Origin of the sequence: Lichenibacterium ramalinae, assembly GCF_004137085.1 — a bacterium.
In the GTDB taxonomy this organism is placed as follows: Bacteria; Pseudomonadota; Alphaproteobacteria; order Rhizobiales; family Beijerinckiaceae; genus Lichenihabitans; species Lichenihabitans ramalinae.
On sequence record NZ_QYBC01000011.1, the window covers coordinates 50436 to 63653 of the forward strand.

At 71.2% G+C, this 13218-nt stretch carries 13 protein-coding genes; 11 read left to right on the plus strand and 2 right to left on the minus strand.

Going from position 1 to position 13218, the window contains the following annotated elements; all coding sequences use genetic code 11:
• Positions 1 to 57 precede the first annotated feature (57 nt).
• From D3272_RS13880 to D3272_RS13925, 11 genes are all read left to right on the plus strand, one after another.
• Positions 58 to 1056, plus strand: coding sequence for an ABC transporter ATP-binding protein (locus D3272_RS13880; protein WP_245496580.1), 999 nt, complete (start codon positions 58 to 60; stop codon positions 1054 to 1056).
• 69 nt (positions 1057 to 1125) lie between these two features.
• Complete coding sequence (locus D3272_RS13885; RefSeq protein WP_207210213.1) at positions 1126 to 2070, plus strand: ABC transporter substrate-binding protein; 945 nt, start codon at positions 1126 to 1128, stop codon at positions 2068 to 2070.
• 6 nt (positions 2071 to 2076) lie between these two features.
• Positions 2077 to 2271, plus strand: coding sequence for a hypothetical protein (locus tag D3272_RS27680; RefSeq protein WP_207210214.1), 195 nt, complete (start codon positions 2077 to 2079; stop codon positions 2269 to 2271).
• A complete protein-coding gene (locus D3272_RS13890) occupies positions 2250 to 3188 on the plus strand; it encodes an ABC transporter permease (protein WP_129219803.1) in 939 nt (312 codons plus the stop codon). The genes D3272_RS27680 and D3272_RS13890 overlap by 22 nt, the downstream gene beginning before the upstream one ends.
• An 11-nt stretch (positions 3189 to 3199) precedes the next feature.
• Positions 3200 to 3985, plus strand: a complete 786-nt coding sequence (locus tag D3272_RS13895) for an ABC transporter permease (RefSeq protein ID WP_129219929.1) — start codon at positions 3200 to 3202, stop codon at positions 3983 to 3985.
• A gap of 83 nt (positions 3986 to 4068) precedes the next feature.
• The gene (locus tag D3272_RS13900) at positions 4069 to 5589 is read left to right on the plus strand and encodes an amino acid permease (RefSeq protein ID WP_129219804.1); all 1521 of its coding nucleotides are present in this window, start codon (positions 4069 to 4071) and stop codon (positions 5587 to 5589) included.
• 160 nt (positions 5590 to 5749) lie between these two features.
• A complete protein-coding gene (locus tag D3272_RS13905) occupies positions 5750 to 6823 on the plus strand; it encodes a YncE family protein (RefSeq protein WP_129219805.1) in 1074 nt (357 codons plus the stop codon).
• Between the two features lie 40 nt (positions 6824 to 6863).
• A complete protein-coding gene (locus D3272_RS13910; RefSeq protein WP_129219806.1) occupies positions 6864 to 7883 on the plus strand; it encodes an ABC transporter substrate-binding protein in 1020 nt (339 codons plus the stop codon).
• A 33-nt stretch (positions 7884 to 7916) separates the two neighbouring features.
• Positions 7917 to 8756, plus strand: coding sequence for an ABC transporter ATP-binding protein (locus D3272_RS13915; protein WP_129219807.1), 840 nt, complete (start codon positions 7917 to 7919; stop codon positions 8754 to 8756).
• Between the two features lie 8 nt (positions 8757 to 8764).
• Positions 8765 to 9637, plus strand: a complete 873-nt coding sequence (locus tag D3272_RS13920) for an ABC transporter permease (protein ID WP_129219808.1) — start codon at positions 8765 to 8767, stop codon at positions 9635 to 9637.
• Positions 9638 to 9734: 97 nt separating this feature from the next.
• Positions 9735 to 10775, plus strand: coding sequence for a trans-3-hydroxy-L-proline dehydratase (locus tag D3272_RS13925; protein ID WP_129219809.1), 1041 nt, complete (start codon positions 9735 to 9737; stop codon positions 10773 to 10775).
• A gap of 121 nt (positions 10776 to 10896) precedes the next feature.
• Here D3272_RS13925 and D3272_RS13930 read toward each other — a convergent pair whose 3' ends face one another.
• Entirely contained in the window at positions 10897 to 12264 is a 1368-nt protein-coding gene (locus D3272_RS13930) for a sensor histidine kinase (RefSeq protein ID WP_129219810.1), read from the minus strand.
• A gap of 21 nt (positions 12265 to 12285) precedes the next feature.
• Complete coding sequence (locus tag D3272_RS13935) at positions 12286 to 12957, minus strand: response regulator (protein ID WP_129219811.1); 672 nt, start codon at positions 12955 to 12957, stop codon at positions 12286 to 12288.
• Between the last annotated feature and the right edge of the window lie 261 nt (positions 12958 to 13218).

Below are 13218 nucleotides of genomic sequence, written 5' to 3' on the forward strand. Positions count from 1 at the left end.
GTGACGGTCCACGCGCGCTCCCCCTCGGCAGCGGTCGCGGTGGACGGGCCGGACGTCATCCTGCGCCTGTCGGGCGTGCGCAAGAGCTACGGGGCCGCGGCCGCCGTCGAGGGCGTCGACCTCGCGGTCCTGCGCGGCGAGTTCTTCACGCTGCTTGGGCCGTCGGGTTCGGGCAAGACCACGACGCTGCGCCTCATCGCGGGCTTCGAGCGGCCCGATGCCGGCACGATCGCGCTCGACGGCGCGGACGTGGCCCGCATCCCTCCCTTCGACCGCAACATCAACACGGTCTTCCAGGACTACGCGCTCTTCCCCCACATGACCGTGGCCGAGAACGTCGCCTACGGGCTGAAGGCCAAGGGCGTGCGCGGTGCCGAGCTGCGCGGGCGCGTCGAGGAGGCGCTCGCCACGGTGCGGATGCAGGATTTCGGGCAGCGGCGACCCGGCCAGCTGTCGGGCGGGCAGCGCCAAAGGACGGGCCTCGCCCGCGCCATCGTGAACCGGCCCGGCCTGCTGCTGCTCGACGAACCGCTCGGCGCGCTCGACCTGAAACTCCGCCGCGAGATGCAGTTCGAGCTGAAGCGCATCCAGGAGCAGGTGGGCATCACCTTCCTCTACGTGACCCACGATCAGGAGGAAGCCCTCTCGATGTCGAGCCGCATCGCGGTGTTCAACCGCGGCCGCATCGAGCAGGTCGACGCGCCGCGCGGCCTCTACGACCGGCCCGCCACCGCCTTCGTGGCGGGGTTCGTGGGGACGTCGACGCTGCTGCGGCGCGGCGGCCGCAGGCTCGTGCTGCGCCCCGAGAAGATCCGGCTCGCCCCCGTCCGCGACGGGGCGGCGCTGGCGGGACTACACGTCGAGACGGGCCGGATCGAGGACAATGTCTTCCTCGGCCTGTTCACCCGCACGCTGGTCCGGCTCGATGACGGCACGCTGCTCGACGCGGTCCGGCCCAACGACGCCGCCGCGTCGCCGCAGGGCTTCGGGCGAGGCGACACGGTGCGGGTCGGGTGGGACGCCGCGGCGGCCTGGGCCCTCGACGGGGATGGCTGAGGAGGTTCTCGCCCGGGCGGATCCGCCGCCGGCGGAGGCGCTTCCGGCAATCGCAAGGAGGATGGAGAGATGATGAAGCGCTTTGCCGGCCGCACCACGATCCTGGTCTCGCTGATCGCGCCAGGGGCGGGCTGGGCGGCCCCCGTGCCGCCCGCCTATCCGGCAGCCATCGGCCCGGGCGAGGGAACGCTCAACGTCGTGGCCTGGGAAGGCTACGCCCAGGACGACTGGATCAAGCCCTTCGAGGCCGAGACCGGCTGCCAGGTGAACCGCAAATACGCCGGCTCGTCGGACGAGATGGTGGCGCTCATGCGCCAGGGCGGCGGGGGTGAATACGACCTCGTCTCGGCCTCCGGCGACGCCACGCTGCGGCTCATCTACGGGGGCGACGTGCAGCCGATCGCCGTGGACCTGGTGCCGTCCTACAAGGATTTCGTCGCCGACCTCCAGTCCCCGCCGCACAACACCGTGGGGGGCGTGCATTACGGGCTCTCCTACGAGTGGGGTCCCAACGTGCTGCTGTGGAACAGCGCCAAGATCAAGGACGCCCCCACGAGCTGGAGCGCCCTCTACGACCCGCGGTACAAGGGCCTCGTCACGGTGCCGGACAACCCGATCCAGATCGCCGATGCCGCCCTCTATCTGTCGAAGACGAAGCCCGCGCTCGGCATCACCGACCCTTACGAACTGACGCCCGCGCAACTCGACGCCGCCGCCGACCTGCTCACGCAGCAGCGGGTCCTGGTCAAGAAATACTGGTCGCTCGCCTCCGACGAGGTCGAGCTCTTCAAGAACGGCGACGCCACGATCGGGGCGGCCTGGCCCTATACCACGAACACGCTGAAGGAGGCCGGCACGCCGGTGGCCGACACGGTCCCGGTCGAGGGTGCCACCGGCTGGGCCGACAGCTGGATGCTGTCCGCCAAGACCCGGCATCCGAACTGCGCCTACAAGTTCATGAGCTACGTCTCGACCCCCAAGGTCCAGGCCGCCCAGGCCATCTCCTTCGGCTAGACGCCGGTGAACCTCAAGGCCTGCGCCGAGATGGACGCCCAGCAGGCCGGGTCCTGCGCCAAATATCACCTCGACGCCCCGGCCACCTACCTCAAGCAGATCAGGTTCTGGAAGACCCCGCTGCAGCAATGCGCCGACGGGTCCAAGTCCTGCACGGGTTATTCCGATTGGCAGAAGAAATGGCAGGACATCAAGGGCTGACCCGCCACCGGCCGACCCGCCTCACCCCCGCAGCGGGGACGGGCCGGGCACGCCGGCTTTCGGCCCTCGCCTGGCGGCGGCCGTGGCTGGGGCTCGCCGGGCTGATGGCGCCGGCCGCCGCCTGGTTCGCCGTGATCTATCTGGCGGCCCTGGCCATGCTGCTCGTCACGGCCTTCTGGAGCGTCGACGACCTCACCGGCGCGCTCGACCGGACCTTCACGATGGGCAACTTCCGGCAGGTCGCCGCCGGCGCCACCAACCGCGCCATCGTGCTCCGCACCGTCGGGCTCGCCGCGGCCGTGACGGTGGCGGATGTGCTGATCGCCTTCCCCTTCGCCTATGTGGCGGCGCGGATCGCCGGCCCGCGCCTGAAGCTCGCGCTGTTCACGCTGGTCATGCTGCCGCTCTGGTCGAGCTATCTCGCCCGGGTCTACGCCTGGCGCCTGATCCTGGCGCATGACGGCATCCTCAACTGGGCGCTGGGCGGGCTCGGCTGGCCCGCCGCCGACCTCGGCTATTCCCGCCTCGCCATGGGCATCGTCTACGTCTACCTCTGGCTGCCCTTCATGATCACGCCGCTGCAGGCCGCGCTGGAACGCATCCCGGACTCGCTGCTGGAAGCCTCGGGGGACCTCGGGGCGCGGCCGTTGCGCACGCTGCTCAGGGTCGTGCTGCCGCTCAGCCTGCCCGGCCTTCTGGCGGGCTCGCTCTTCACCTTCTCGCTCACGCTCGGCGACTACGTCACGCCGCTGCTGGTGGGCGGACCGGGGTCGGACCTCATCGGCAACGTCGTCTATGCGAACGTCGGCATCGCCAACGACATCCCCTTCGCGTCGGCCGTCGCCACCGTGCCGCTCGTCGTGATGGCGGCCTATCTCCTGCTCGCCCGGCGCTTCGGCGCCCTCGACACGCCGTGACGGGGGCCGGAATGCGCGTCGATCCGGTCCGCTTCCTCCTCGGCCTCTGGGTCGTGCTCGTGCTGGCCTTCCTGTTCGGCCCCATCGCGGTCGTGGCCGTCTACGCCTTCAACGCCTCGAACGTCCAGAGCTGGCCCATCGCCGGCACCAGCCTACGATGGTTCGCGATCGCCTGGGCCGACCGGGAGGTCGCCGCCGCCCTGTCGCTGTCGCTGCGCGCCGGCGCGGTCGCGACGGCGCTGGCGACGCTCATCGGCACGGCCGCGGCCCTGGCGGTCCACCGCTACCGCTTCGTCGGGCGCGATGCCGTCTCGCTGCTGCTGGTGGTGCCCATCGCGCTGCCCGGCATCATCACCGGCATGGCGCTCAACGCCTTCTTCACAGCCAGCGGCCTGCCCCTGTCCTTCTGGACCATCGTCATCGGCCACACGACCTTCTGCATCGTCGTGGTCTACAACAACGTGCTGGCGCGGCTGCGGCGGATCCCGGCGTCTCTGGCCGAGGCCTCGATGGACCTCGGCGCCGACGGCTGGCGCACGTTCCGGCTCGTCACCTTCCCCCTGGTCGCGACCTCGCTGATCGCCGGCGCGCTGCTGGCCTTCGCCCTGTCCTTCGACGAGGTCATCGTCACGACCTTCACGGCGGGGGCGCAGAACACGCTGCCGCTCTGGATCTTCGGCGCCATCCGCCTGGGCCAACGCCTGCCGGAGGTGAATGTCGTGGTGCTGGTCGTCACCGCCATCACGGTGCTGCCGGTCCTCGCCGCCTACCGGGCGGTGCAGCGGTCCGGGCCGTGACCCGGGACCCCCGTCGGCGTGGCGCCACGCTTGCATGATGCCGGCTTCGAGCATCGCCCTTCAACCCAGACAGGATTTCGCCGATGGACGATCTGCACGACGACGACGTCAGGACGCTGCATTCCATGGGCTATGCCCAGGAGTTGGCGCGCCGCATGAGCGGCTTCTCCAATTTCTCCATCTCCTTCTCCATCATCTGCATCCTGGCGGGCGGCATCACCTCCTTCCCGCTGGCACTGGCGACCGGCCGGGGCTTCGAGGTCGGGTGCGGATGGCTGGTGGGCGGCGTCTTCGCGCTCGTGGTGGCGGCCTGCCTCGGGCAGATCGGCTCGGCCTATCCCACGGCCGGCGGCCTCTACCACTGGTCCTCGATCCTGGGCGGCCGCGGCTGGGGCTGGGCCACGGCTTGGATCAACCTGCTCGGCCTCGTCTTCGTCGTGGCGTCGGTGAATGTCGGCGTCTACACGCTGTTCCAGTCGCTCATCGCCGGGCCCATCCTGCACCTCGACGTCGCCGCCTGGGGCTTCCGGGAGCAGACGCTCGCCGTGGTGGCCATCACGATCACGCAGGCTCTGTTCAACCATTTCGGCATCCGGCTCACGACGGCCCTGACGGACTTCTCCGGAACGCTGATCCTCGTCGTGTCGGTGGTGCTGACGGTGACGTTCCTGGCCTGGGGGGCGAGCTTCGACCTCCACCGCCTGACGGATTTCGTGAACACCACCGGGGAAGCCGGCGGCGGCTACGTGCCGGAAGCGCGCAGCGCCACCGTCGCGTTCCTCATCGGGCTGCTCTACCCGCTCTACACCATCACGGGGTTCGACGCCTCGGCCCACACCGCCGAGGAAACCGTCAACGCCCGCGTCGCCGTCCCGCGCGGCATGCTGCACGCGGTCTTCTGGTCGCTGGTCTTCGGCTTCGTCATGGCGGCCTCCTTCGTGCTCGCCAGCCCCGACCTCGCGGCCTCGGCCAAGGCCGGCGGCGATGGCTGGTTCAACCTGTTCAACGGGTTGCCGGCCCCGCTCTGGCTGAAGGACCTGCTGGCCATCGGCATCGTGGCGTCCAACTACCTCTGCGCCCTCGCCTGCCTCACCTCGACGTCGCGCATGATCTTCGCCTTCTCGCGCGACGGCGGCCTGCCGGCCTCGGGCCTTTGGAAGCGCGTCAGCCCGCGGTGGCGCACGCCGGTGCCGGCCATCTGGCTCGGCGCCGCGCTGTCGGTGGCGGCGACGCTGTATTCGCCGGCCTTCGCCGCGCTGGCGGCCGGCTGCGCGCTCTTCCTCTACGTGTCCTATGCCATGCCGGTGGCGGCGGGGCTGCTGGCCGAGGGGAAGAGCTGGACGACCTACGGCCCGTTCCGCCTCGGCGCGCTGTCCAAGCCCTTCGCCGCCGTCACGGTGCTGGGCGTACTGGTGCTGATGTATGCCGGCATCCAGCCGCCCTTCGACATCCTCGTCAACTACGCGGTCGGCATCGTCGTGCTGCTGGTGGCGTTGTGGTTCGGCCTGGAGCGCCGCCGCTTCCGGGGGCCGCCGGTCGGCGGCGCCATCGTCCAGCGCCAGGCCGACATCGCGGCGGCGGAATCGGCCGTGGTCCGGGCCTGACCCTTCCCGGCGTCCCGGGCGCCGGTCGCGCCATCCGCGCGCCCGGCGGCCCGGATCGCCGCGACTGAAAGCTGACCGAAAGCTCGCCTCCCCTATCGTGGGCCCGTGCTCGAAACCCAGCCGCAGAGCGGGTGAGCCGGGACCTTGGGGGAGGAACACCATGCTGCGCCATCGCACGACGCTCGCGCTCGCCTGCCTGGCCGTGGCCGGGCCGGCCGCCGCCTATGACGGCTGGCACCTCGAACATGCCGCGACGATCCCCGGCAAGGCTTCGGGCTGGGACTACGTGTCGTTCGACGCCAAGAACCACCACGTCTTTCTCGGCCACCGCAAGGAGGGGCTGCAGGTCTACGATCCCGGAACCATGACGGTGGTGAAGACCATCGCGGGGACGGCCGAGGCCAGTTCCAACGGCGCCGTCATCATCCCGGAATTCGACCTCGGCCTGTCCAACGACGAGGACGGCACCCTGATCCCGTTCACGCTGTCGACGCTCGAGGCGCGTCCTGCCGTCAAGGCCGGCCAGGACCTCGACACCAGCCACTACGACCCGGCGAGCCGAAAGCTGGTGCTCAACATGGGCGCCGGGCCCGACGGCACCGACCTCGTGCTGCTCGACGTGCCCTCCTTGAAGGAGGTCGGCCGCCTCAAGGTGCCCAGCCGCAAGGTCGAGGGCGCCGACAGCGACGGCCGGTCCGGCTTCTTCCTGGCGGCACAGGACCTCGACGAGCTTTACCGGATCGACGTCGCGGCCGGACAGGTCACGGCGACCTTCGACACGGCGCCGAGCTGCGGCCGTCCGACCGCCGTCGCGGTCGACGCCAAGGACGACCGCGTCATCGTGAGCTGCCGCGGCCACGACGCCATCAAGCCGTCGCTGAGCGTCTTCGACGGCGCGACCGGCCGGGTCGTGTATTCGGCCGAGATCGGCGGCGGCACCGACAGCGTGATCTACGACGCGCCGGCGCACCGCATCTTCTCGGCCAACGGCGTGTCGGCCAACCTCAGCGTCTTCGCGCAGGACGGGCCCGACATCTACAGGCCGGTCGAGACGCTCGGCACCCGCGCCGGCATGCGCACCATGGCGATGGATGCCGCGACCCAGACGATCTACGCCGTCACGGCGGAAGGCACGGCCGATGCCGGCAAGAAGATCCTCACGGCGGTGTCGCCCTTCTACGCCAACACCGTCTTCCCCGACAGCTTCACGGTGCTGACCTTCGGCACGCGATAGGCGGCGGCGCGGCCGCCCTCCCCCTCACAGGACCCATCCCATGACGAACCTCCGCTTCACCTCCGCATTGGCCGCCCTCGCGCTGTCCGGCACGCTGCTCGCCGCCCCCTCGGCCCACGCCGCCGACAAGATCAGCATCATCGTGGGCGGCATGGAAAAGCAGATCTACCTGCCGCCCGTGCTCTGCGAGCGCCTCGGCTTCTTCAAGGAGCAGGGCCTCGACGTCGAGCTCATCAACAGCCGCGCGGGCGTCGAGGCCGAGAACGAGCTGCTGGCCGGGGCCGTGCAGGGCGTCGTCGGCTTCTACGACCACACCGTCGACCTCCAGGCCAAGGGCAAGTCGATCGTCTCGATCGTGCAGTTCAGCGCAGCACCGGGCGAGGTCGAGATGCTGTCGGCCAAGGACGGCTCCATCAAGACGCCGGCCGACCTCAAGGGCAAGACGCTCGGCGTCACGGGGCTCGGCTCGTCGACCGACTTCCTCACGCAATATATCGTGACGCGCGCCGGGCTGAAGCCGGGCGAGTTCACGCTGCTGCCGGTGGGCGCCGGCAACACCTTCATCGCCGCCATCAAGCAGGACCAGATCCAGGCCGGCATGACCACCGAGCCGACGGTCGGCCAGCTGCTCAAGACGGGTGCCGCGACCGTCATGGTGGACCTGCGCACGCCCGACAGCACCAAGGCGGCACTCGGCGGTCCCTACCCGGCCGCCTCCTTCTACGTGCAGTCGACCTGGCTCGAGACCCACAAGGACGAGGCCCAGAAGCTCGCCAACGCCCTCGTCGAGACCCTGCACTGGATCCACGACCATTCGGCCGAGGAGATCGCCGACAAGATGCCCAAGGACTATTACGTCGGCGACCGGGCGCTCTACGTGAAGGGTCTCACGGACGGCAAGGCCATGTTCACGGCGGACGGCCGCATGCCGGCGGACGGCCCCGAGACCGTGCTGAAGGTGCTCTCCTCCTTCAGCCGCAACCTGAAGGGCAAGACCGTCGACCTGTCGAAGACCTTCACGACCACCTACGTCGACGCCGCCCGGACGGCGGCCAAGTGAGCCGGCCGGACCCGGCGACGCAGTGAGGACCCGATGACGCCCGCCCCCCTCCCCTCCGCCCCGGCCTCCGGCCCCGCCATCGAGCTCGTCGACGTCACGCGCCGCTTCGTGACGCCGGACGCCAAGGTCATGACGGCGCTGCGCGATTTCACCATGACGGTGGAGCGGGGCGAGTTCGTCTGCGTGGTCGGCCCCACGGGCTGCGGCAAGTCGACGACGCTGAACCTCGTCACCGGCCTCGCCCGGCCCAACGTCGGCGAGGTGCGGGTGTTCGGCCGGCCCATCACCGGCATCAGCCCCGACATCGGCTTCGTGTTCCAGGCCGATGCGCTGTTTCCCTGGCGCAGCGTGCTCGACAACGTCGCGGCCGGGCCGGTCTTCCGCGGCATGCGCAAGGCCGAGGCCCACGACAAGGCGCGCGACTGGATCGACCGCGTCGGGCTCAAGCGCTTCGAGCAGCACTATCCCCACCAGCTTTCGGGCGGCATGCGCAAGCGCGTCGCCCTGGCCCAGACCTTCATCAACGAGCCCAAGATCCTGCTGCTCGACGAGCCCTTCAGCGCGCTCGACATCCAGACGCGCACGCTGATGCAGGACGAGCTGCTGGGCCTGTGGTCGGACGCCAGGGCCTCGGTCATCTTCGTCACCCACGACCTCGAGGAGGCCATCGCCATGGCCGACAAGGTCTACGTGCTCACCGCCGGCCCCGCCACGGTGAAGTCCGTCTACACGATCGACCTGCCGCGCCCCCGCGTCACGGCGGAGATCCGCTACGAGCCCGCCTTCGTGGACTATGCCCGGCTGATCTGGAACGACCTCCGCGAGGAGGTGCAGCGCAGCCACAACCAGGCCTCCGCGGCCGCCGCAGCCTGAGGTTCGCCATGTCCTCCATCATCGCCCAGACGCTGGACCCGCCCGCGACCCTGACGAGCCCGTCCGAGATCGAGATCGCGGCGCGGCACGCCTCGCGGCGGCGGCGGCAGATCGTCGTCGCGGCCCGCATCGGCATCCTGGTCGCCGTGCTGGCCGGCTGGGAACTCGGCGCGCGCTCCGGCGTCATCGACCCCTTCTTCTTCGCCAGCCCGTCGGGCATCGCCGAGCAGATCTGGACCTGGGTGACGGAAGGCACCAGCCAGGGGCCGCTGTGGGAGCAGATCCTGGTCACCATGGAGGAAACCGTGCTGGGCTTCCTCATCGGCGCGGCGGGCGGCGTGGTCTGCGGCATCGTCCTCGGCCGCAACCGGCTGCTGGCCGACATCTTCTCCACCTACATCAAGGTGGCCAATTCCATCCCGCGCGTGGTGCTGGGCTCCATCTTCATCATCGCGCTCGGCCTCGGCATGGCCTCCAAGGTGGCGCTGGCCGTCGTCATGGTGTTCTTCGTGGTCTTCGCCAACGCCTTCCAGGGCGTGCGCGAGGCCGACCGCGCCATGATCGCCAACGCCCAGATCCTGGGCGCGTCGTCCTACCAGATCACCCGCACGGTGATCATCCCGTCGGCGATGAGCTGGATCCTGGCGAGCCTGCACGTCAGCTTCGGCTTCGCGCTGGTGGGCGCCGTGGTGGGCGAGTTCCTCGGCGCCAAGAAGGGCGTCGGCCTCCTGATCTCGACCGCCCAGGGCTCCTTCAACGCCGACGGCGTCTTCGCCGCCATGGTGATCCTGGCGGTGCTGGCCCTGGTGGTGGAGGGCCTCATCACCCTGGTGGAGAACCGCCTCGTGAAATGGCGTCCCGTGCCCTTCGACGGGCATTGAGCGCCGAACGCCACCGCCCGGGCTGGACAGGGGCGCGGGCCCGTGCCGATCTTGGCGCCGGAGCGGCCGCGCGGCGGCGGCGGCCGGGAGGACGGGCATGCGCACCAGCAAGGTCATCCACGTCGTGAGCTGCCACGCCGGCGGCGAGGTCGGCGACGTCATCGTCGGCGGCGTGGCGCCCCCGCCCGGGGGGACGCTGTGGGAACAGTCCCGCTTCATCGCGCGGGACGACGGGCTGCGGCGCTTCGTGCTGAACGAGCCGCGAGGCGGCGTGTTCCGACACGTCAACCTGCTGGTGCCGCCCAAGCAGCCCGGCGCCGCCATGGGTTGGATCATCATGGAGCCGTCCGACACGCCGCCCATGTCGGGATCGAACGCCATCTGCGTCGCCACCGTGCTGCTCGACACCGGCATCGTGCCGATGCAGGAGCCCGAAACCCGGATGGTCTTGGAAGCCCCCGGCGGCCTCGTCGAGATCACGGCGAGCTGCCGGGACGGCAAGGCCGAGCGCATCAGCCTGCGCAACGTGCCCTCCTTCGCCGACCGGCTCGACGCCGCGCTCGACGTGCCGAGCCTCGGCACGCTGACGGTGGACACCGGCTACGGCGGCGACAGTTTCGTGATGGTGGATGCCGCCGCGGCGGGCTTCACCGTCGCGCCCGACGAGGCCCGCGACATGGCGGAGCTCGGCATGATCGTCACCCGCGCCGCCAACGAGCAGCTCGGGTTCGCCCATCCCGCCGCCACCGGCTGGAACCACATCTCGTTCTGCCTCTTCTCCGGCCCCGCCACCGAGGCCGACGGTGCCCTGCAGGTGGCCCATGCCGTGGCGATCCGCCCCGGCAAGATCGATCGCTCGCCGACCGGCACGGCCGTCTCGGCCCGGATGGCAGTGCTCCACGCCAAGGGCCGCATGAAGGTCGGGGACCGCTACGTGGCGCGCTCCATCATCGGTTCGGTCTTCGAGGGACGCATCGCCGAGACCGCGACCGTGGGCGGACGTCCCGCCATCGTCCCGATCGTGTCGGGCAGCGCCTGGATCACCGGCACCCACCAGCTCATGCTCGATCCCACCGACCCCTATCCGCTGGGCTACCGCCTGTCCGACACCTGGCCGGCGACCGCCACGGACCTGTGAGGACAGCGGTCCCCCCGGAGTGCCGGGACGCGGTAGCGCGACGCGCCGCTGCCCCGGCCGGGACGTCGCGGACGTGCCCGAGGCCGTCCGGCTCCCGACGGCGGCGCACCGGCGCGTCGCGCTACCGCGCCTCGGCGGAGGCCGGCAGCCGCACCTCCACCCGGAGGCCGCCGCCGGGGCTCCGAATCGCCGCCACCCGGCCGCCGGCCACCTCCGCCACCTCCTTGACGATCGACAGCCCCAGCCCGCTGCCGCTCGGCACCGTGCCTTCGACGCGGTAGAAGCGCTCGAACACCCGCTCCTCCTCGCCGGGCGGCAAGCCGGGGCCATCGTCCTGCACGGCCAACACCGCTTCGCCGCCCGACGTCTCGATCACCACCGTGACGCTGCAGCCCGCCGGGCAGTAGCGCAGCGCGTTGTCGACGAGGTTGACCAGCATCTCGCCCATCATGGTCTCGTCGCCGGCCGCTTCGGCGGCGGGGTCGCGCTCGTCGAGGCCGAGGTCGATGCCGCGCTCGAGCGCCAGGCCGGCGACATCCTCGAGGACGCGCCGCGTCAGGGCGCCGAGCCTCACCCGGTCGTCCCGCGCGCGGCGGCTGCCCGGCTCGGCGCGCGACAGCGTCAGCAGCTGCTCCGCCAGGCGCGACATCTGCCCGACGCCGACCTGGATGGCCTTCAGCGCCGTCGCCTGGTCGTCGGCGCCGATGCGGCGCAGCGCGTAGGTGGCCTGGAGGTTCAGTACGGCCAGCGGGGTGCGCAGCTGGTGGGCGGCGTTGGTGACGAAGCGGTGCTGGGCGGCGAGCTGCGCCTTCACGCGCGCGATGCGGCCGTTGATGGCCTCGACCAGCGGCCGGATCTCGGACTGGACCGTCTCGGGCGCGAAGGGTTCGAGGCTGGCGGTGGGCCGGGCCCGCACCTCGTCGCGCAGGCGGATCAGCGGCCCGAGGCCGCGCTTGAGGCCGAAGGCCATGAAGACGCCGGCGGTCGCCAGCAGGGCCAGCCCCTGGCCGAGGCCGGTGAGCCACAGGCGCCGCACCATCGCGTCGCGCCCGACCAGCGAGGTGGCCACCACCACGGTGATGCCCCGGTGCGGCCCCGGCCCCGCCAGGGCATGGTCGAGCGCGTGGAACCGCATGATCCGGCCGCGATAGGCGGCCTCGTAGGCGTCGGCCCCGCCGGTCGGCAGCGGCAGGTCGGCGGCCCCCGCCACGAGGCGCCCGGCGCCGTCCGTCACGCGGACGTAGACGAAGTCCCCGGCGCCCGTGTCGAACATTTCCAGCGCGGCCGGCGGCACCGTCACCTGCAGCAAGCCGTCCTCGGCCCGCGTTTCCTCGGCGATGACGCGGGCCGAGCCGAGCAGCATGCGGTCCGTCACGAGGTCGGCGGTGGCGCGGGCCGTGGCATAGCCCGTCACGGCATTGACGGCGGCCAGCAGGGTCAGCGGCACCAGCAGCCAGGCGAGCAGCTGCGAGCGCAGGCTGGACATCATCGGGCCACCGCCGGGCCGGGGTCAGGCGCCATCGTGGCGCAGCAGGTAGCCGAGGCCCCGCAGCGTCGCGATCGACACCGAACTGCCGTCGAGCTTCTTGCGCAGGCGATGGACGTAGATCTCGATGGCGCTGGGGTCGGCGTCGTCGTCGAAGCCGAACACCGTTTCGGCCAGGGCGGCCTTGCTGAAGGCGCGCCCGCTGCGCCGGATGAGCTGCTCCAGCACGGCCGATTCGCGCGGCGTGAGCGGCAGGGCCGCGCCCTTCAGCGTGAAGCCGCGCGTCACCGTGTCGAAGCCGAGGTCCCCGCAGCGCAGCAGGGTTCCGGCCTGGCCGGAGGAGCGCCGCAGCTGCGCCCGGATGCGGGCCTCGAGTTCCGACACTTCGAAGGGCTTGGCGAGGTAGTCGTCGGCCCCCTCGTCCAGCCCCGAGATCCGTGCCTTCAGGCTGCCGTCGGCCGTGAGCACGATGACCGGCATGGTGCTGCGCCGCCCGCGCAGGCGTCGCAGCACGTCGAGCCCGTCGAGGCGCGGCAGGGCGAGGTCGAGGATCATGAGCGCATAGGCGGCGACGCGCAGGCAGTCCTCGGCCTCGACCCCGTCATGCGCCACATCCACCGTGTAGCGGCTGGCGCGCAGGATCTCGGCCAGCCAGCGGGCGAGATCGCGGTTGTCCTCCACCAGCAGCAGCCGCAAACCCGTCGCCTCCCCGGCGCGGGACGCTCCCGGCCTCCGCGCCGCCGCAGTGTGGCGTGGCGTCGCCGGGCAAGGCAAGCGGAGCCGGCGAAGCCGGGCAAGGCAAGCGGAGCCGGCGAAGCCGGGCAAGGCAAGCGGAGCCGGCGAAGCCGGGCAAGGCAAGCGAAGCCGGCGAAGCCGGACAAGGCAAGCGAAGCCGGCCGGCTTGCGTCCCCGGCGCGTCTCGAACATATGGGACGGCACCCGCCCGTCCCCGGCCGC